17 protein-coding genes and 1 pseudogene are annotated in these 19,787 nt (G+C 63.4%); 10 read left to right on the top strand and 8 right to left on the bottom strand.

Annotated elements, in window-relative coordinates; translation table 11 throughout:
* Nucleotides 1–88 precede the first annotated feature (88 nt).
* The 3 genes from AAFX91_RS13940 to AAFX91_RS13930 all read right to left on the bottom strand — a co-directional run bounded on the left by AAFX91_RS13940 (nt 89) and on the right by AAFX91_RS13930 (nt 4,319).
* Complete coding sequence (locus tag AAFX91_RS13940) at nt 89–1,333, bottom strand: NAD(P)/FAD-dependent oxidoreductase (protein ID WP_130583459.1); 1,245 nt, start codon at nt 1,331–1,333, stop codon at nt 89–91.
* A gap of 102 nt (nt 1,334–1,435) precedes the next feature.
* The gene (gene typA / locus AAFX91_RS13935; RefSeq protein WP_282531238.1) at nt 1,436–3,262 is read right to left on the bottom strand and encodes a translational GTPase TypA; all 1,827 of its coding nucleotides are present in this window, start codon (nt 3,260–3,262) and stop codon (nt 1,436–1,438) included.
* Nucleotides 3,263–3,557: 295 nt separating this feature from the next.
* Nucleotides 3,558–4,319, bottom strand: coding sequence for a Crp/Fnr family transcriptional regulator (locus tag AAFX91_RS13930; protein ID WP_130583461.1), 762 nt, complete (start codon nt 4,317–4,319; stop codon nt 3,558–3,560).
* A gap of 216 nt (nt 4,320–4,535) precedes the next feature.
* Between AAFX91_RS13930 and AAFX91_RS13925 the strand changes: the two genes are divergently transcribed.
* Complete coding sequence (locus tag AAFX91_RS13925; protein ID WP_130583462.1) at nt 4,536–4,907, top strand: response regulator; 372 nt, start codon at nt 4,536–4,538, stop codon at nt 4,905–4,907.
* A 102-nt stretch (nt 4,908–5,009) separates the two neighbouring features.
* Here the strand turns inward: AAFX91_RS13925 and AAFX91_RS13920 are convergent, their stop codons facing one another.
* Both AAFX91_RS13920 and AAFX91_RS13915 read right to left on the bottom strand, forming a co-directional pair.
* Nucleotides 5,010–6,548, bottom strand: a complete 1,539-nt coding sequence (locus tag AAFX91_RS13920; RefSeq protein WP_394566856.1) for an alkaline phosphatase D family protein — start codon at nt 6,546–6,548, stop codon at nt 5,010–5,012.
* A gap of 218 nt (nt 6,549–6,766) precedes the next feature.
* Nucleotides 6,767–8,206, bottom strand: a complete 1,440-nt coding sequence (locus AAFX91_RS13915; RefSeq protein ID WP_394566855.1) for a TAXI family TRAP transporter solute-binding subunit — start codon at nt 8,204–8,206, stop codon at nt 6,767–6,769.
* A gap of 172 nt (nt 8,207–8,378) precedes the next feature.
* On the opposite strand from AAFX91_RS13915, the gene AAFX91_RS13910 reads away from it, so the two are divergent.
* Together AAFX91_RS13910 and AAFX91_RS13905 are read left to right on the top strand one after the other, a co-directional pair.
* Nucleotides 8,379–8,678, top strand: coding sequence for a 4a-hydroxytetrahydrobiopterin dehydratase (locus AAFX91_RS13910; protein ID WP_208823086.1), 300 nt, complete (start codon nt 8,379–8,381; stop codon nt 8,676–8,678).
* Nucleotides 8,679–8,790: 112 nt separating this feature from the next.
* The gene (locus tag AAFX91_RS13905) at nt 8,791–9,174 is read left to right on the top strand and encodes a YkvA family protein (RefSeq protein ID WP_130581996.1); all 384 of its coding nucleotides are present in this window, start codon (nt 8,791–8,793) and stop codon (nt 9,172–9,174) included.
* A 2-nt stretch (nt 9,175–9,176) separates the two neighbouring features.
* Here the strand turns inward: AAFX91_RS13905 and AAFX91_RS13900 are convergent, their stop codons facing one another.
* The 3 genes from AAFX91_RS13900 to AAFX91_RS13890 all read right to left on the bottom strand — a co-directional run bounded on the left by AAFX91_RS13900 (nt 9,177) and on the right by AAFX91_RS13890 (nt 12,593).
* Entirely contained in the window at nt 9,177–10,352 is a 1,176-nt protein-coding gene (locus AAFX91_RS13900; RefSeq protein WP_130581995.1) for a TAXI family TRAP transporter solute-binding subunit, read from the bottom strand.
* 18 nt (nt 10,353–10,370) lie between these two features.
* The gene (locus AAFX91_RS13895; RefSeq protein ID WP_245476627.1) at nt 10,371–11,237 is read right to left on the bottom strand and encodes a hypothetical protein; all 867 of its coding nucleotides are present in this window, start codon (nt 11,235–11,237) and stop codon (nt 10,371–10,373) included.
* Between the two features lie 381 nt (nt 11,238–11,618).
* On the bottom strand, nt 11,619–12,593 hold the full coding sequence (locus AAFX91_RS13890) for an NADPH:quinone oxidoreductase family protein (protein WP_394566854.1): 975 nt from the start codon (nt 12,591–12,593) through the stop codon (nt 11,619–11,621).
* Nucleotides 12,594–12,682: 89 nt separating this feature from the next.
* Here AAFX91_RS13890 and AAFX91_RS13885 point away from each other — a divergent pair, with 89 nt between their 5' ends.
* The 7 genes and pseudogenes from AAFX91_RS13885 to AAFX91_RS13855 all read left to right on the top strand — a co-directional run.
* On the top strand, nt 12,683–13,522 hold the full coding sequence (locus tag AAFX91_RS13885; RefSeq protein ID WP_394566853.1) for an SDR family oxidoreductase: 840 nt from the start codon (nt 12,683–12,685) through the stop codon (nt 13,520–13,522).
* Nucleotides 13,523–13,644: 122 nt separating this feature from the next.
* Nucleotides 13,645–14,262 carry an invasion associated locus B family protein gene (locus tag AAFX91_RS13880; RefSeq protein WP_130581992.1) on the top strand — a complete coding sequence of 206 codons (618 nt, stop codon included), beginning with the start codon at nt 13,645–13,647 and terminating at the stop codon, nt 14,260–14,262.
* A gap of 64 nt (nt 14,263–14,326) precedes the next feature.
* A complete protein-coding gene (gene rlmN, locus AAFX91_RS13875) occupies nt 14,327–15,541 on the top strand; it encodes a 23S rRNA (adenine(2503)-C(2))-methyltransferase RlmN (RefSeq protein WP_130581991.1) in 1,215 nt (404 codons plus the stop codon).
* A 153-nt stretch (nt 15,542–15,694) separates the two neighbouring features.
* A complete protein-coding gene (locus AAFX91_RS13870) occupies nt 15,695–16,186 on the top strand; it encodes a hypothetical protein (RefSeq protein WP_130581990.1) in 492 nt (163 codons plus the stop codon).
* 139 nt (nt 16,187–16,325) lie between these two features.
* Complete coding sequence (locus tag AAFX91_RS13865; protein ID WP_282531226.1) at nt 16,326–17,084, top strand: phosphatase PAP2 family protein; 759 nt, start codon at nt 16,326–16,328, stop codon at nt 17,082–17,084.
* A 93-nt stretch (nt 17,085–17,177) separates the two neighbouring features.
* Nucleotides 17,178–18,515 (top strand): argininosuccinate synthase, encoded by a 1,338-nt coding sequence (gene argG / locus AAFX91_RS13860; protein ID WP_130581988.1) that lies wholly within the window; start codon nt 17,178–17,180, stop codon nt 18,513–18,515.
* 234 nt (nt 18,516–18,749) lie between these two features.
* Nucleotides 18,750–19,709, top strand: a pseudogene (locus AAFX91_RS13855) (alkaline phosphatase); the annotation flags it as partial.
* Nucleotides 19,710–19,787 lie beyond the last annotated feature (78 nt).

Below are 19,787 nucleotides of genomic sequence, written 5' to 3'. Positions count from 1 at the left end.
CGTCATTGCGAGCGCAGCGAAGCAATCCACGCCTCCGCAGGTGGTGAAATGGATTGCTTCGCTGCGCTCGCAATGACGGAGTGTGCAGTTAGCGCTTCGCCTTTGACGCCAGCACTTCCTTCGCCGCGCGCTCGCCACTGTCTCGCGCGCCATGTGCGGTGGAGAAGAAGTTCGGCGAGGTCGCTTCACCCGCGAAGAACAATCGTCCATCGACAGGCGCGGCCAGCACGGCGCGTTTGTCTGCATGGCCGGGGAGTGCGTGCGAATAGGCGCCGCGGGCGAAGGGATCGTGCGCCCAGCGGGATTCCGTGAGCGGCGTCAGCTTGCGCCGGATGTCGTTGCCGAGGAAGCCCGCGATTTCGTCGATGCTGTGCGCGGCAAAGGCGCCGTCGCCGGCATCTTCCAGCTCTCTTGCAAACCGGCCGCCGAAAAAGCCTTCGATGCAGGGCTGGCCGAACGGGCGGATGTGATAGGTGCCCATCTCCGTGCGCATGCTGGCGCCGCGCAAATTGCCTTCCTTCGGAAAGGCGTCCGCATCCGCGAGCGCCAGCACCACCTTGTCGTCGACGCCAAGCGGCAGTCCCCGCGCGGCGTCGACCTTTGCCGGCAGCGCCGGCGAGAAGCGGATCGCTTCATGCGCGATCAAATTGGTCGGCACGGTCATGATCACGTGGTCGGCCGCAAGCGTGCCCAGCGACGTTTCGAGGCGCAGGCGTTTTCCGGAATGGTCGATCAGCGTGACATTGCAGTTGAGCGCGACGGGACATGAGGCACCATAGGCGGCGATCAGCGCGCCATAGCCGCGCCGCACGCGCCAATTGATGTTGGTGTCCTCGTAAGCTTCCATGTCGAGGATCGAGACCTGGTCGAGCTCGCAGCCGTTCACATAGGTGGAGATCGCGTCGATCATCGGATTCCAGCGGTTGCCCGGCTCGAGATAGCGGCTGGCGGGCGCGTCTTCGCCCGTTTGCGCAGCTTCCCAGGCGCGCTCATAGAATTCGTCGAGCGAACGGATGAAGTCGTCGCGATCGGCTTGCGGGAACGCCTTGCCATAGGCGCGCTCGCGCCAGGGCGGCAAGGTCTTGTTGATCGCGAAATTCAGTTGTTCGGCGATGGTGACGAAACTGTTCTTGTCCGCTGAATGCAGCCAGCCGCAGCCGACGTCGAACACCACATCGGGCGCGGCCTGAACCGTATGCGCCCTCCCGCCGACGCGGTCGCGCGCTTCCAGCACGATCGTGGAAAGACCGGAATCCTTCAGCGCATTGGCAGCGCCAAGGCCGGCTGCGCCAGCGCCGATGATGGCGACGTCGACTGAGGAGGGGAGGAGCATTTAGTCAGCGAATAGTGAGTGGCGAATGGCGAATAGCGTATAGGAAACGCCGCCAGAGGCCAAACGTCCCTAGTCGCTACTCCCCATTCGCTATTCGCACGTTTACGCTACCGCTTCCTTGGCCTTTTCGGCGCGCTTGCGGTCGTTCGGATCGAGGTGTTTCTTGCGCAGCCGGATCGACTTCGGCGTCACTTCGACGAGCTCGTCGTCCTCGATATAGGCCAGCGCCTTTTCTAGGGTCATCCGGATCGGCGGGGTCAGGCGCACCGCTTCGTCCTTGGAGGTGGTGCGGATGTTGGTGAGCTGCTTGCCCTTCAGCACATTGATCTCGAGATCGTTATCGCGGGTGTGCTCGCCGACGATCATGCCCTTGTAGACCTTCCAGCCCGGCTCGATCATCATCGGGCCGCGATCCTCCAACTTGAACATGGCATAGGCGACGGCCTCGCCCTGATCGTTGGAGATCAGGACACCATTACGACGGCCCTGGATCTCGCCCTTGTAGGGCGCATAGCCGTGGAACAGGCGGTTCATGATCGCGGTGCCGCGGGTATCAGTCAGCAGCTCGCCCTGATAGCCGATCAGGCCGCGGGTCGGCGCGTAGAACACGAGCCGCAACCTGTTGCCGCCGGAGGGGCGCATCTCGATCATCTCGGCCTTGCGCTCGCTCATCTTCTGCACGACGACGCCGGAATGCTCCTCGTCGACGTCGATCACGACTTCCTCGATCGGCTCCAGCGCCTGGCCCGTGGCCTCGTCCTTATTGAACACGACGCGCGGACGCGACACCGAGAGTTCAAAACCTTCGCGGCGCATGGTCTCGATCAGGATCGCGAGTTGCAATTCGCCGCGGCCGGAGACTTCCATGGAATCCTTGTCGGCGGCTTCGGTGACGCGCAGCGCGACGTTGCCTTCGGCCTCGCGCATCAGGCGATCGCGGATCATGCGGCTCGTCACCTTGTCGCCCTCGGTGCCTGCGAGCGGGGAGTTGTTGACGATGAAGGACATCGACACCGTCGGCGGATCGATCGGCTGCGCCTGCAGTGGCGTCTCGACGGTGGGGTCGCAGAACGTATCGGCGACGGTGCCCTTGGTGAGGCCGGCAATGGCGACGATGTCGCCGGCTTCGGCTTCATCGAGCGGTGTGCGCTCAATTCCGCGGAACGCCAGGATCTTTGACACGCGTCCCTGCTCGACCAGCTTGCCTTCCGCATTCAACACCTTCACGGCCTGGTTCGGCTTGAGGATGCCGGAGGAGATGCGGCCGGTGATGATACGCCCCAGATAGGGATTGGCCTCGAGGATGGTGCCGATCATGCGGAACGGGCCTTCCTCGACCTTCGGCGGCGCGACGTGCCGCACGATCAGGTCGAACAGCGGCTGCATGCCCGCTTCCTTCGGGCCTTCGGGGCTCTCCGCCATCCAGCCCTGCTTGGCCGAGCCGTACAGGATCGGGAAATCGAGCTGCTCCTCGCTGGCGTCGAGCGCCGCGAACAGATCGAAAACCTCGTTGATCACTTCGGTTGGGCGCGCGTCGGGGCGGTCGACCTTGTTGATGACGACGATCGGCTTCAAGCCGACCTTGAGCGCCTTGGAGACCACGAACTTGGTCTGCGGCAGCGGGCCTTCGGCGGCGTCCACCAGCACGAGCGCACCGTCCACCATGTTGAGGATGCGCTCGACCTCGCCGCCGAAATCGGCGTGGCCGGGGGTATCGACGATGTTGATGCGGATGTCCTTCCACTGCACCGAGGCGGCCTTGGCCAGGATGGTGATGCCGCGCTCGCGCTCGAGGTCGTTGGAATCCATGGCGCGTTCGGCGACCTTCTGGTTCTCGCGGAACGTACCGGATTGCTGCAGCAGGCGGTCCACCAGCGTGGTCTTGCCGTGGTCGACGTGGGCGATGATGGCGACGTTACGAAGATTCATGGCTCTGCTTTTCGGTCATGCACAGGTCTTGAGCGATCTCGCCGGAAAGCCGGGATCGATCTTTAGCAACTACGGCCCCTCCGGGTCCGGATCACACTCAAGCCGTTGAAATCTCGCGGGGCGCGGTTCGCCTCAAAAAGCAAGCCCGGCCAAAAGGGACCGGGCAAAGCTTGCGCGTTTGCGGCGCAATATAGTCAGAAACCGTCAAAAAACAATGCGTTGTTTGCCGGTTACCGGCCGTTTTTCGAACCCTGCCGGTTGTTCCGGCAACCGCCGATATCTTACCGGGATCCCGCTATCCGGTTTCCTCTTCCTTGCTCGGATAGACGCCGCGGAGCACCTCCTCAAAGTGGTCCTTGACGGCCTCGTTGCACAGGCAGGAGCGGAGCCGCAGGACATCGAGGTTGCGGACCAGAATCGCGCCGCGGCGCGTCTCCAGCACGCCCTCGGCCTTGAAGGACTGAATCACGCGGCTGGCATAGCTGCGGCCCACCCCCAGCAGGGTGGCGAGCTGCTCATGCGTGAGCGGCACGGCGCCGTTGCCATTGGTGCGCTCCATCGCCGAGATGATCCATTTGGCGGTGCGCTGCTCGATCGAGTGGATTGCGTTACAGGCCGTCGACTGGAAGATCTGCGCCAGCATGCAATCGGCATAGCGCGCGAACACGTTGCGGATCGAGGGCGATTTCAGCTTGGCCGCTTCCAGCCTGCCGACCGTCATCCGCACGAACGGCCCGCCGAATTTGACGATGATGCGGGTATAGGCGGGAAGAAATCCCTGGCTGACGACGCCACCGACAGCACCTTCGCGGCCGACCAGAATGGTCTCGACGTCGCGGCCGTCCTCGTTGGTCACGAGGTAGGAGACGAGGCCGGGCCCGCAGGGAAAATACACAGTCTCGACGTCGTCGCCGGGGTTGTAAAGCAGGTCGTTGGCGTTGGCCTCGGCGCGCGCGAGGTGCGGTGCGATCAGCCCATAATCGGCGTCGCTCAGACGGCGCAACAGGTTGTTAAAGGGCCGGTCTGCTCTGTCCGGTTGGCTGCGTTGTTGAAGCATCGGGTCTCCCCCTCACCAACCGCGACGATAGTCAACCCGTTCCTCCTGTTGTGTGCACAAGTGAACAGACGACGGGATCCCGGTGTGGTGCGTTTCGATAAGGGAACCGCCGGTGTGCTTGGGCGACGCGCCGGCAGCGTGCCGATGGCCGGCTCATCACCGGCGATCAGATCAATCCTTCAAGACAGGACCTTCAACACAGGACTTGGCACGCTCATGGAACCCGCCCTCTTCAACGGCATGCCCTCCGACGTGTTGATCGTCGAGGATGATCCGATCATCGCCCTCGATTTCGAGGACACGATCCTCGGCTTTGGGGTGAAGACGGTGCGGACGGCGACCAGCGTCGCGCGAGCGCTTCAGATCATCGCCTATCGCCGGCCCGACTTCGCGCTGCTGGATGTCGTGCTGGCCCGCGAGAACACCTTTGCGCTCGCCGAAGAGCTCGGCGCGCTACAGATCCCCTATGTCTTCGTCACCGGCTATGGCGCCGATGTCCGCCTTCCCGCCGCGCTGGCCGACAAGCCGCGCCTGGTCAAGCCGTGCTCAAGCGAAGCGCTGGAAGCAGCACTGCGAAGGCGGGTCTAAGATCTGTAGCCCGGATGGAGCGCAGCGCAATCCGGGGTCTCGAGTTCGCCGATGGACCGTCCCGGATTTCGCTGCGCTCCATCCGGGCTACAGGCAGCCTTCCTACACCGGCTTCGGGTCGAGCGTGGTTGACCACAGCGCGACGTCGGCGCGGTCGCGCAAGGTTACTGTCATCTGTCCGGTTGCGCCGTCGATCTTGACGTGGCCGAAGAACTGCATGCCCGCCGATGGCGGCAGGTTCTGCTTGTCGGCGCCGGGCGCCTTGATGAACTTCACCTCGGGTCCAAACGTGTTGTCGAGCTCGTTGGGGCCGAACGTGCCGGCATGCAGCGGGCCGGAGACGAATTCCCAGAACGGATCGAAGTCCTGGAACTGCGCCTTGTTCGGATTGTAGTAGTGCGCGGCGGCGTAGTGCACATCCGCCGTGAGCCAGACGGTGTTGACGATCCCGGCGGTCTTGATGAAACGCAGGATCTCGGCGATCTCGAGTTCGCGGCCGCGCGGCGGGCCGTCTCCTTGCGCGAACGCTTCGGAGCCCTTGCTGTTGGCCGCATCGTCATAGACGATGAGGCTGAGCGGCATGTCGGAGGCGATCACCTTCCAGGTGGCGCGCGAGTTGAGCAGTCCGCGCTTCAGCCAGGCGAGCTGGTCCGGGCCGAGGAAATAGGCATCGGGGCCATAGCTGGTCTGCTGGTTCGGACCGTTGGGTCCGCGATAGCTGCGCTCATCCAGCATGAACACGTCCAGATGCGGTCCGTAGCTCAGCGTACGATAGACGCGCCCCGGCTCGACGATGCTTTCGCGCATCGGATACATCTCGTGGAAGGCGCGCGCCGCCAGCACGTTGATGTCGCGCTCCTTGTAGGCGGCAGGAAGCTGTTTTGACAGTGACCAGTTGTTGGTGACCTCGTGGTCGTCCCACTGCACGAAGATCGGCACTTCCGCATTGAACGCGCGCACATGCTCGTCGAGCAGGTTGTACTTGTGCGCCGCGCGGTATTCGTCGAGCGTCTCGGCGACCTTGGCCTTCTCCGGGATGGTGAGGTTCTTCCACAGCTTGCCGTCGGCGAGCTTCACCTCGGACGGAATGACGCCGTCGGCATAGATGGTGTCGCCGGAATGCAGGAAGAAATCCGGCTTGTATTTGCCCATGGTGGCGAAGGTGAACATGCCGCCGTCGTCGGGATTGATGCCCCAGCCCTGGCCGGCGACGTCGCCGCCCCAAACAAAAGTGACATCGCGCCGGTCGGCGGGCGCGGTGCGGAAGCGGCCGACCACGGGCTCGCCGGTGACGTTGACATGGGCAAGGTCGCGGAAGCGGACGCGGTAGAAGATGTCCTGGCCCGAGGGCAGGTTTTCCAGCAGCATCTTGGCGGTGAAATCGCTTTCGGGCAGCGCCGCGATCGGCGGCAGCGCGCGCGCGTCCTTGAAGGATTCGGTGGTTGCGACCTCGACCATCATCTGCGACGGCCGGTCGGCGCGCGCCCAGACCACGCCGCCGTCAACCCCGACATCGCCGGACTGCACGCCATGGGTGACGGCCGGCCGGTCAGCGGCGCGGGACAGGTGGGGCATCGCGATGACGCCGGCGCCAGCCGCGGCTGAAGAGAGGAATTTTCGGCGGGAAATCCTGATCGTCATGGCAAGCCTCCGTCGGCCCGGCGCCGGATGCGCCGAAATGTCGCAACAGACCTAGAAGGATTCTATGACGAAGCGATTACGGCTCCTAGCCGTCATTCCGGGGCACGCGAAGCGTGAGCCCGGAATCCATTCATCCACGTCGTTCGCGGCCCGATGGATTCCGGGCCTGCGCCTTCGGCGCATCCCGGAATGACGGGGCGTCGAGTATCCCGCCTTGGCTAAGCGGTCCCTGCCGCGCGGAATTGCGCGCTGGCGCGCTGCAGGTGTTGCGGCATGCTGATCAACAGCAGCTTGCGGTCGGTGACGGCGTTGTGGAACTGCTCGAGCGCGATGTTGAAGGCGGTCAGCGTGCCTTCCTCGATTGTGCCGTGCTCGTAGCATGCGAGCGCATCGCGCAGGATGTTGTCGGCTTCCGCCTGCATCTGGTCGAGCTCTTCCATCGAGTCGCTGTGGCGTGCGGCGGCGAGCATGTCGAGCAGCCGGTCGCGCTGCGAGGTGTTGATGCTGCGTTCGTCCTTTTTCAGGTAACCGGCAAACCAGGCGCCGGCCGAACCCATCGCGGACACCAGCATCAGTCCCCACCAGATGTAATCGCTGTAGCGGTCGAGGAAGGTCTTCTCGTCGCCATCGACGAAAGCCGCAGCCCCAGGATGCACGGGAATCGTGGCGTCCTTGTCGGTGTCCGGTGTCTCGATCCTGGCAGCCGGCGGGAAATCGTTCTTCAGCGATTGCCCGATCGAGAAGAGCTGCCGGGTGAAGATGGCGATGGTGGATTCGGAAATGCCCCTGCGCGCCACGATATGGTGCGAGAAGCTGATGGTCTTGACCTCGTCCGCAGGCCGGTCGACGCCGCCGAGCGAGCCGGCGGGGATTTGCGAGGCTTCATAGGCGGGATGGTTCTGCGCGATCGCTTCCGCCGCGTCGATGGCGAGGAAGGTCGGCGTGCCGCGGGTCGAGGCTGCGATCGCATCGGTCGTGATCTTGCTGTTGACGGGTCCGGCGGCGAGATAGGCGTCCGCTTTCTGGCTCTTGATCGCCTCGGCCGTCTCATTGGCGGAAAACTGGACGATCTCGACCTTGGCGGGGTCGACGCCATATTGCTGCAGGATCACCTTCAGGAGGTTGACGTTGGCGGGCGTGCGGCCGACGACACCGACGCGGTGGCCGGCGAGCTGCGCGATCTTGGTGATTTTTGGCGCGGCTTTCCTGCCCCTGCCTTTGCCCTGCGGCGGCACCCAGATCGCCACGACATTCTTGCGCAGCGTCGCCACCGCCTGCGCATTCCTGGGGACATCCAGATCGCCGCGGATAATGGCGAGGTCGGCCTTGCCGTCGGCCAACGCCTCGGCGCTGGCCACCGCGCCGTCGGTCTGCAGAAGACGCAGGCGGATTTGGCTGTTGCCCTGGTTGTAGGCTTGGGCCAGCGCCTGGACCACCTTGAGGTCGTCGCTGTTGGTGGGGCCGACCGCGATTCTGAGGTTCACCGGCCGCATCGCGAAGTAATAGCCGGCGGCCAGTGCGCCAATGATGGCAAGCGCGCCGGCGATCATCACGAAACTCAGCCGACGCCGCGCCGAACGCGGCGGCGAAGCTGGAGCGGCGACGAAGTCAGGCTCGGTCATCGATCGCGCAAACAGCCGTTTGAGGTTCTGGGTCATCCTGCCGACGCGTTTATCCTCCGCATTGTAACAAAATTCCGGCAGCGCCTAGGTTACAATCCCGTCATGGTTACCAGCGGCGATAGGACACGCTTTGCGGCCGCGTCGTGAGCATGGATCCCGCTGATGGCTGCCGGTGTTAGGGTGTGAGCGAGCGAGATGGAGGTTTGCCATGGCAGGACGGTTGTCGGCGGAGGCGCGGAAATCTGCGCTGAAGGAACTATCCGGCTGGTCCGAGGTGCCGGGACGTGAGGCGATCGCCAAGACTTTCACGTTCAGGGATTTCAACGAGGCCTTCGGCTTCATGACGCGCGTCGCGCTGATCGCGGAGAAGCGCGACCATCACCCGGAATGGAGGAACGTCTACAAGACGGTCGATGTGGTGCTTGCAACCCATGACGCCGGCGGCGTCACGGCGCGCGACATCGAATTGGCCAGGGCTATGGAGGCGATCGCCAAGCAGGCTGGCTGAGAGAGGCGACTTCTCCTTGGACGATCTTGCAGGGCAGGCGGGAGGTCCCCACCTTTTGCGTCAGGGATCGCGGGACCGCTTGGCGGGCTGTGGTCCGAGGGAGCTTCTTCCGATGACATCATCCGAACACACTGTCGGTTTCGAGCCGGCCGATCGGCTGGCGCAGGACCGCGAGAGCGTGCGACGGCGTTTCTGGATCAAGCTGAAGCGGGTGGTGGCGAAACTGCCTTTCGCCGAAGACCTGCTGGCGGCCTATTATTGTGCTTTCGACAAGGAGACGCCGCGCCATGTGCAGGCGGCGCTGCTCGGCGCCATCGCCTATTTCATCCTGCCGTTCGACTTCGTGCCGGACGTGATGCCGATTCTCGGCTTCACCGATGATGCCGCGATCCTGGCGACCGCGATCCGCGTGGTCGCAAGCCACATCACGCCGGAGCACCGCGAAGCCGCCCGTGCTGCGCTGAAGCGCGGCATCGAGACGGCGGAGGAGTCGTAGATCTAGCGCTTCTCGCCCGTGCGCACCTGCGCGCGGGCGGTGTTCTCCGCTTCCCATGCCTGGAACTGCTTGAACAGCGCCTCCTTGTCGGAGTCCGTCTGCAGCTTGGCTGCGGCCGGCGATTGCTTCAGGAACTCGTCGAAGCGACTGCGCGTCACGGCTTCCACGCTGTGCTTCTCAAGCCATTGCTTGGCCGCCGGCAGCCGGGTCCAGTCGGGCAGCGGCGCGGCCAGCGAGACCTCCTTCCATTTCGGATGGAACGGCGGGTTCTGGAAGGTCGGGAATTTCGTGAAGAAAGCATCCACGAACAGCGCCAGCTTGCGCGAGCGTTCCGTGTTCGGCGCCCAGTTATAGGCCGCGAGCACGGCGGGAACGGCGATGGTGTCGACGCGCTCCTGATCCGAAATCAGGTTCGGATAGTCCTTTGAGATGAGCGTCGCCGGCAGATAGTCGTTCTGCAGCGGCTTGTCATAGTTGACGGTGACGAGGTGGAAGCGGCCATCATTGTTGAATGTGCTGACCGACTTGTAGGGCTTGCCTCCGGTCACGATCACGGCGTCGATTTCACCGGCCTTCAACTTCTCCATCGCGATGCGCTGCTCGATATAGACGAACTTCGCCTTCATCCCGAGCCGCTCGAACACCGTCAGTGCGGTGACAAAGGTGCCGCCATTGGGCAGGTCGACGCTGACGATCCTGCCCTCGAGATCCTTCAAACTCTTGATCGTCTTCGGCGCGACGACATGCATCTCTTCGTTGTAGAGCTTGGTCACATAGGCGAACTGCTTCTTGATGTCCTTCGCAAAGCCCTTCCGTTCGAGATAGTCGAGCGTGTCGGCGCGGACGATGCCGAGATCGACGCCCTGCAGGAACAGGATGTCGGCGACGCTCTGCACCGAACCGCGCCCGACGATCGGCAGTACGCGCAACTTGTTGCCGTCGTCGAGCACGGAAGCGAGGTCGGCGCCGAACTGGACGTAGGTGCCGCCGATCGTACCCGTGATCAACGTCACCGTGTTGGCGTTCAGGCTCTGCTTGGTGGCGACCGAGCCGAACTGGAAGATGGCTCTCAGGCTGTCGCTGACCTTGGCCGGGTCATATTCGGTTTCCTCGGCCCGTACTGCCGGGCCGCAAATCATCGTCAGGGCGAATAACGCCACTCCAAACAAGCGTCGCATGTGTTACCCCAAAAAGGTTCAGTCTTGCATTTGTGTGAGACGTTGCTGGGCGTGCTGCGAGCCAAGCTCGGCCGCCCGGCGGTACCAGATCCGCGCCTGAGCCGGATCGGGCGTGATCGCGCGCGCATCCTTCGTTCCCAGCACCAGGGGATCGTAGGTCCGCGCCAGCAGCAGCGCCGCGTCGGCTTCCTGCGCATCGGCGGCGCGTTCGAGCAGCAGCCGTGCGGCTGGGATATCGCCGATCGCAAGCAGGCTGTTCGCCCGCTTCATGAGGGCGCTGAGCTCGTCGGGACTGACCTGTCTTGCCTGCGGCGTAGCGGGCGGTGCCGCTTGTGGCGCTGCCGACGGCGCGGGTGGAGCGGCAGACGGTGCTGGTGGAGTGGCAGAGACAGATGGTGATGGCCCGACCACAACCTGGCCGCCCTTGATCGCCTCCTGATAGGCCGCCGTGATCTGCTCGCGCGACGGCGGAGCTGCCTTGGTTGGCGGCGGCGGTACCGGCTCGCTCACGGGTTGCGGGAGTGCTGCTATGACGGTTCGCGCATGCACCTGCGAAGTGCCCAGCAGCCACGTCTTGGCGGCGACCATGGTGTCGCGTGTGACATCAAGGGAAACCAGCAAAACAGCGGCCGCCGCAGCGGCAGCGATGAGAAGACCGCTCGTGAGCAAAGAGCGGCCAAGCGAGCGTTCAAGGGAACCTCGTTGGTATTTCGCACCGCTGTCCTCGTCGAGAGGGTATGAAAGGAACAGCGGAGCGGGTTCGTCTCTGTCGATGTCGGTATCTGCTCGATGCGACCGCTGGTAGCGATACTCTGCTAGCTCAGGATCGTCGAAATCCGCGTCATGCGCCTGCCTCGGCGTCATGCGTCCTGAAATATCCACCATGTTGACGCTTCCCGTTACACAATACGCAACGCACGGGCATCCCTGGTTGTCTCTTGCTTGTTGTCGACGTTCCCCGAGTGCCCGCTAACGGGAACTTACGCACTGCGAATGAGCCCAAAAAACGGCCCTGATCAGAGCGAATTGGGACTTATTTTGGTTTGATTAGGGCAAAAATGCCCAATTCACTGGATTAAAATTGGGCGCTTTGGGAATAAGTTCCGTATTCGGAACCCGACTCGCTCAATCTATTCACATAGGTAAGCGCATTCGAGCCACTCAGGTAAGTGCGCGCGAATCCATAAGTGGAAGCGCCGCACCTGCCCGGCGCTACAACTCAGGCGTGTGAAATCTTCTTTTTATTTTACGGCGCATGCCGTCTGTTCACGGATGCAGGATCACCTTGCCCATCGCCTTACGGCCGGCGAGCACCTTCAGTGCTTCGGCCGTTTGCGACAGCGGGAAGGTGCGGTCGACATGCGAAGAGATCTTTCCTTCGGCGGTCCACTGCACGAGCTTCTGCAGGTTCTTGCGGTTCTTTTCGGGGTTGAGCCGCGTCCATGCGCCCCAGAACACGCCGCGGATGTCGCAGCCTTTGAGCAGCGCGAGGTTCAGCGGCATCTTCGGAATGTCACCGGCGGCAAAGCCGATGACGAGAAAGCGGCCTTCCCACGCGATGGCGCGGAGCGCGGCTTCGGCGTAGGTCCCGCCGACGGGATCGAAGATGATGTCGACGCCCTTGCCGCCGGTCAGCGCCTTCAGGCCGTCTTTCAGATCTTCCTTGGCGTAGTTGAGCGTCAGCTCGGCGCCGTGCTGCTTGGCGAACTCAAGCTTCTCGTCCGAGGAAGCGCAGGCGATCACCTTCAGGCCCATCAGTCTGCCGAGCTCGCAGGCCGCAAGCCCCGTGCCGCCGGCGGCGCCCAGCACGGCCAGCGTCTCGCCCGGCTTCGGGTTTGCGCGATCTTCCAGCGCATGCAGCGCGGTTCCGTAGATGATGATGATCCCGGCGGCGCGATCGAAATCGAGATTGTCGGGAATCTTCACGATCGAATTCGCCGGCAGCGCGATCTTCTCGCGCGCGCCATTGTGGCCGCAGGAGGCAACCACGCGATCGCCGACCTTGAGGTCGGTCACTCCAGCGCCGACGCTCTCGATCACGCCGGCGACCTCCGCCGCGGGCGAGAACGGGAACGGCGGCTTGATCTGGTACTTGCCCTGGATCATCAGGATATCGAAGAAGTTCAAAGCCGCGGCCTTGATCACGATCACCGCTTCGCCCGGTCCGGCCACGGGATCGGGCACGTCAGCCAGCACGAGATCGTCGGGTTGGCAATATTGCGTGCAGAGAATGGCTTTCATGGACACACCTGATTTTCGGACGCAGAAAGGCTGCTCGCTTCATGCCGGATTTGAAGCCGGGCGACAATACAATGCGGAGGGATCAAACAATGTTTGAAAAGAGCCTGCTCGCGCACAAGCGGATCCTCGTCACCGGCGGCGGCTCCGGTCTTGGCGCCGCGATGGGACGACGCTTCGCCGAGCTCGGCGCCGAACTTGTGATCTGCGGCCGCAAAACGGAATTACTGCAGCAGACGGCGACGAGATTGCGCGACGATCTCGGCGCCAAGGTTGCGACGATCACATGCGACATCCGCGATGGCGCAGCGGTGGATGCGATGATGGACACGATCTGGCGCGAGGCGCCGATCGACGTGCTCGTCAACAACGCTGCGGCGACCTTCATCGCGCAGACCGAGCATCTCTCATTCCGCGCCGCGGACGCGATCCTGGCGCCGACGCTGCACGGCACGATGTATTGCACCCTCGCCGCGGGCAAGCGGTGGATCGAGGGCAGGCACAAAGGCGTCATCCTCTCGATCCTCTCCACCTCGACGATCACCGGGCGCGCCTTCACCGTGCCGTCGGCGATGGCGAAGTCGGCCGTGCTGGCGATGACCAAGAGCCTTGCGGTGGAATGGGGGCCGAAGGGCATCCGCGCCGTCGCGATCGCGCCGGGCGCATTCCCGACGCCGGGTGCGACCGGCCAGCTCCGGCCCGAAGGGCGCGAGGAGGGCTGGGCGTACCGCAACCCGTTGGGCCGTCCGGGCGAGCACGGCGAGCTCGCCAACCTCGCGAGTTTCCTGATCTCCGACCAGGCCAGCTATATCAATGGCGAGATGGTGGTGCAGGACGGCGGCGCGCATTTGCGCAGTTCCGGGGCCGAGGATCTCCTGCAATGGACCGACGCGCAGTGGGAACAGCAGCGCGCCTCGCGTGCCAAAAGTTAATGCGGCGGAACCGCGCGCCACTCCCCTAACTACCTTCCCAAAAAGGCCTTTTCCGGCTATTGCATCGCGCCGGGGACGACGCCGGTTGGGCCATCTTCCAGTCACAATGATAGGGGAACCAGTTGTCCGTGCGGCAAATACTGACATCTCTGGTTGCAAGCGCCCTGCTTTGCGGGACGACCTCCCTTGCCGTGGCGCAGGGCGGTTCCCCCAAAGCAGCCACCAAGGGCGCGGCGAAGTCTGCGGCCCCGGCCAAGCCGGAGGCTGCTGCGACGGCTGCCGCCGGTGGCGCCGAACCGACGCTGATCGGCCAGTTCGGCACCTGGGGCGCCTACACGGCGGCTCCGAACGGCAAGAAGGTGTGTTTTGCGCTGGCAAAACCGTCGTCGTCGAAAACCAATCCGCCGAATCGCCCGCGCGATCCGGCCTACGCCTTCGTCTCGACCCGTCCAGCGGAAAAAGTCGTCAACGAAGTCTCGATCATGATCGGCTACACGCTGAAGCCCGGCTCGGAATCGACACTCGAAGTCGGCGGCGGGTCGTATGCGATGTACACCCAGGGCGACGGGCTCTGGATCAAGAACGCCGCGGAAGAAGAGCGCATGGTCGAGGCCATGCGCAAGGCCGCGGACCTCACCGTGAAGGGCGTCTCGGCCAAGGGCACCGAGACGACGGACACATTTTCGCTCAAGGGCCTGTCGCAGGCGCTCGATCGGCTGGCGCAGGACTGCAGGCGCTAGTTCATTCGGAAACAGCGGCATTCATGCCTTTCCAGCGCCTGCTGGAAGGCCTATTTGATGTTCCATGACCGACACCCTCACCAGCCAGAGCGATCGCGCTAGCACCGCGCTCGTGGAGAAAGTTCCGCTCGAGACCTACGTGCCGCCGGCCAAGCCGTCGCTGATCGGGCTGTCGCGCGCGGAGATCACCGAGCGCCTCGGCGAGATCGGCGTGCCGGCCTCGCAACGCAAGATGCGCACCCAGCAGCTCTGGCACTGGATCTATTTCCGCGGCGCCAACAGCTTTGCCGAGATGACCAACGTCTCGAAGGACATGCGCAGCGAGCTGGAAAAGCACTTTACTGTCGACCGGCCCGAAGTGGTCGCCGAGCAGATCTCGAGCGACGGCACCCGCAAATGGCTGTTGCGGCTGCCGAGCGGCGATCGGCTCGAGAAGCCGCATGAGGTCGAATGCGTCTATATCCCCGAGACCGACCGCGGCACGCTCTGCGTCTCCTCGCAGGTCGGCTGCACGCTGAATTGCGCCTTCTGCCACACCGGCACGCAGCGCCTGGTGCGTAACCTCACCGCCGGCGAGATCGTCGGCCAGGTGATGGTGGCCCGCGATCGCCTCAATGATTGGGCCGACCGCGAGAACGGCAATCGCCTGGTCACCAACGTCGTGATGATGGGCATGGGCGAGCCGCTCTACAATTTCGATGCGGTGCGCGATGCGCTGCTCATCGTTGCGGATAATGAAGGCATCGGCATCTCCCGCCGCCGCATCACGCTGTCGACCTCGGGCGTGGTGCCGAACATCATCCGCACCGGCGAGGAGATCGGCGTCATGCTCGCGATCTCGCTGCATGCCGTGCGCGACGAGTTGCGCAACGAATTGGTGCCGCTCAACCGCAAATTTCCGATTCAAGAATTGCTGCAGGCTTGCCGCGACTATCCCGGCGCCTCCAACGCGCGGCGCATCACCTTCGAATATGTGATGCTGAAGGGCGTCAATGATTCGCTCGATGACGCCAAGCTGCTGGTGAAGCTGCTGAAGGGCATTCCGGCGAAGATCAACCTGATCCCGTTCAATCCCTGGCCGGGCACGCGTTACGAATGCTCGGACTGGGAGCAGATCGAGAAATTCTCCGAATATATCTTCAACGCCGGCTATTCCTCGCCGGTGCGTACCCCGCGCGGCCGCGACATCCTCGCCGCCTGCGGCCAGTTGAAATCGGAGACGGAGAAACTCTCCGCCCGCGAGCGCCAGGCGCTGCGCGCGATGGCGATGACGGATTGATGATTTTGTGGGCATGCAGTCCGTCATTGCGAGCCACCGGGTCGGCGCGAATGCGCCGCCCGATGACAGGCTCCGCGAAGCAATCCATTCCTCCGCTTGCTGAGACATGGATTGCTTCGTCGCTTGCGCTCCTCGCAATGACGGCGCAATAGCATGGCACTGATCGGCCGCGTCTTCCTGATCCTGTTCGCCTTCCTGGCCTCCTGCCTGGTGGCGGGAATGATCATCGTCGTGGCGGTGCTTTATCCCGAATTCAGCGATATCGGCACCGGTCAGATCGATCAGAACGCCATCAACATCGTGCTCGGCTTCGGCTTCATCTTCATTTCCGGATTCGCGCTGTTGCCGGCGCTGATCGTGGTGCTGATCACGGAAGCCTTCAATGTCCGGGGCGCGCTGACCTATGCGATCGGCGGCGCGATCGTCGGGGCCGGCTGCTATCTTGGCCTGGTTCCGTTCGACCCCGATACGTTCCAGTTCGAGGGCATCGTGCATCGCCATCTCGAGATCATGACCGGCGCCGGCATCGTCGCGGGTCTGGTGTACTGGCTGATTGCGGGCCGCACCGCCGGCGCCTGGCGCGAGCCGCCGCGCAAATTGCCGCCGCCCCCGCCACTGCCGTCACAATCCCGGCCGCAGCCGTGAGATTTGTCCCTGTCGTTCCGGGGCGGCTCAAAGAGCCGAACCCGGAATCTCGAGATTCCGGGTTCGATGCTTCGTATCGTCCCGGAATGACGACGGCAAAGGGTTTCAATACCCCATCGCCTCGGCTAAACCGCGCGCCATGAACCGGACCGGACTTTTCATCGCGCTGGGGCTTGCGGTCGTGATCGGGCTATTGTTCGGGCTCTTTCCCGAACTCGACCTGAAGCTCGGCGCGCTGTTCTACGATGCCGCGCAAAAAACCTTTCCGTTGAAGCTGAACGCCGTCGCGTCATTTGCGCGCGATGCGGCGATGTGGATTGCCTGGGGATTCGCGCTGCCCGCGATCGCTGCGTTCGTCGTCAAAATGATCAGGCCCGACCGGCCGATGCTGATCTCGGGCCGCGCCGCGACGTTTCTCCTGGTGACGCTGCTGCTCTCCGCCGGCATCCTCACCAACTTCACTTTCAAGACCTATTGGGGCCGGCCGCGACCGGTGGCGGTGACCGAGTTCGCCGGCGACAAGAGCTTCGTGCCGTGGTGGGATCCGCGTGGCACCTGCGGCCGTAACTGCTCGTTCTTCTCCGGCGAGGGTGCGACCGCGTTCTGGACCTATGCGCCGGCAGCGCTGGCGCCGCCGCAATGGCGCGTCGTGGCGTTTGGGGCGGCGACCGTGTTCGGCATCGCCACCAGCGCGCTGCGGATGGCCTTCGGCGGCCACTTCTTCACCGATGTCGCGATTGCCGGCATCGTGACCTACCTGGTGATCTGGCTCGCCTATGCCATGATCTACCGCTGGCCGTCGACGCGGCTAACGGATGCCCAGGTCGACGCCGCACTGACCCGGTTCGCTCGGCGGTGGCGCCGGCGCGAAACGGACCCCAGGCCGTCGGCTTCATAAAGGCCAGTCGCCAATAATCGCGTGCCCACCAGCGTGAAATTTGATATTCGCGCAACTTAACAGCAAACGACTTTACGACCGATTGGACGCTCCATGAGTACGATCTTGAAAAGCCTGCCCAAGGGCGAAAAAGTCGGCATCGCTTTCTCGGGCGGTCTCGACACCAGCGCAGCGCTATTGTGGATGAAGCAGAAAGGCGCCCGCGTCTTTGCCTACACCGCGAACCTGGGCCAGCCCGACGAGTCCGACTACAACGAGATTCCGCGCAAGGCCATGGAGTTCGGCGCCGAGAAAGCCCGCCTCGTGGATTGCCGCACGCAATTGGTCCACGAAGGCATTGCCGCCATCCAATCCGGCGCCTTCCACATCTCGACCGGCGGCGCCACCTATTTCAACACGACGCCGCTCGGTCGCGCCGTGACTGGCACCATGCTGGTCTCGGCCATGAAGGAGGACGGTGTCAACATTTGGGGTGATGGCTCCACCTTCAAGGGCAACGATATCGAGCGGTTCTATCGCTACGGCCTGCTGACCAATTCGAACCTGAAGATCTACAAGCCCTGGCTCGACCAGCAGTTCATCGACGAGCTCGGCGGCCGCGCGGAAATGTCGGTGTTCATGACCGCGCAAGGGTTCGCCTACAAGATGAGCGCCGAGAAGGCGTATTCGACCGACAGCAATCTCCTCGGTGCAACCCACGAGGCCAAGGATCTCGAGAGCCTGCAAAGCGGCATCAAGATCGTCAATCCGATCATGGGCGTGCCGTTCTGGCGCGACGATTATGTCGTCAGGGCCGAGCAGGTCACCGTGCGTTTTGAGGAAGGCCAGCCCGTCGCGCTGAACGGCCAGACTTTCCCCGATCCCGTCGCGCTGTTCCTCGAGGCCAACGCCATCGGCGGTCGGCATGGTCTTGGCATGAGCGACCAGATCGAGAACCGGATCATCGAGGCAAAGAGCCGCGGCATCTACGAGGCTCCCGGCATGGCTCTGCTGCACATCGCCTACGAGCGCCTGATTACCGGCATCCACAACGAAGACACCATCGAGCAATACCGGATCAACGGCCTGCGCCTTGGCCGGCTGCTCTACCAGGGACGGTGGTTCGATTCCCAAGCCCTCATGTTGCGCGAAACCGCCCAGCGTTGGGTGGCTCGCGCCATCACCGGCGAGGTGACGCTCGAGCTGCGCCGCGGCAACGACTACTCGATCCTGAACACCGAGAGCCCGAACCTGAGCTATCAGCCGGAGCGGCTGAGCATGGAGAAGGTGGAGGATGCGGCGTTCACGCCGGCGGACCGCATCGGCCAGCTCACAATGCGCAATCTCGACATCACCGATACCCGCGCCAAGCTGGATCTCTACGCAGAGACAGGCCTGCTGTCACTCGGCGAAGGCTCCAACATCCTCAGGCTCGATAGCGACAAGAGCTGAGGCGCGTGAGCGCAGTAGCCTTGTAGCCCGGATTACGCGGAGCCTGTCATCGGGCGCGCGTTCGCGCGACCCGTTGGCTCCATCGGGCTACGGACTGCGACGATCCATCGCCGGCTCCCAGGCTCGATGTGTAATGGACGCGTCATTCGGCGCGGCTAGTCTTGTCGCCTGCGCGCCCGTGACCTTCCGAATTGCAACCGTCCGGCGCGGGCGAACAATTGTGGGGCACAAATCATGATCAAGCCATTTGCCGGTGCCGCTCTCCTCGTCCTGTTATCGGGATCGCCAACGCTCGCGCAGGCGATCTATCCGATCGACCGCGCCGACATCCTCGCCGGCGCTCATTTCGACTTCAAGGTCGAGTTTCCCGATCGCGTCGATCCGGCGAACGTGAAAGTCACGGTGAACGGCGCGGATTATTCCGCGGCGTTCGGTCAGGCCGGCACCTTCGTGGAGCGCGAAGATGGCAAGGAACAGTCGGCCCTGATCGTTCGCGACGTCGCATTGACCAAGCCTGGAAGCGTGAAGGTGGAAGTCAGCGACGGCGCGCGCAGCCGCACGGTCGTGTGGTCAGTTTACGATACCAGACCGCGCAAGGCCAAGAATGTGATCCTGTTCATCGGCGATGGATTGTCGCCGGCGCATCGGGTTGCGGCGCGTATGCTCTCGAAGGGAATTGCGGAAGGCAAAAGCCTCGGCAAGCTTGCTATCGACGACATGCCGCATATGGCGCTGGTTGCGACTGCGGGCTCCGATTCGATCATCACCGATTCGGCGAATGCGGCCAGTGCCTACGCCACGGGCCATAAGACCGCCGTCAACGCGTTGGGCGTCCACGCCGATCGCTCCATAAGCCCGTTCGATGATCCCAAGGTCGAAACCATCACCAGCGTCGCGAAGCGGCGGCTTGGCCTGGGCATCGGGATCGTCACCAATACCGAAGTCGAGGATGCCACGCCGGCGGCAATGGTCGCGCATACCCGCCGCCGCGCCGCCTATGATGAAATCGTCGCGCAGCTCTTTGCGGCAAAGCCCGACATCCTGATGGGAGGTGGCAGCGCGAATTTCCTGCCGCAAGCAGCGGCCGGGAAGCGCAAGGACGACATCGATTACATCGCACGCTTTCGCGATGCCGGCTATCAGGTGGTGACGACAAAGTCCGAGCTTGATGCTTCGGCTGCAAAACCTGACACGACGTATTGCCTCACCTGAGGATGTTACTTTCGCTTGACGGATGTAGCTCCGACTGTCGGCCGGTCCGAGGTTGCGTCA

It is taken from the genome of Bradyrhizobium sp. 31Argb, assembly GCF_043638955.1.
In the GTDB taxonomy this organism is placed as follows: Bacteria; Pseudomonadota; Alphaproteobacteria; order Rhizobiales; family Xanthobacteraceae; genus Bradyrhizobium.
Note: the sequence above shows the minus strand (reverse complement) of the source record. Positions and strands in the feature narration are given on the sequence as shown.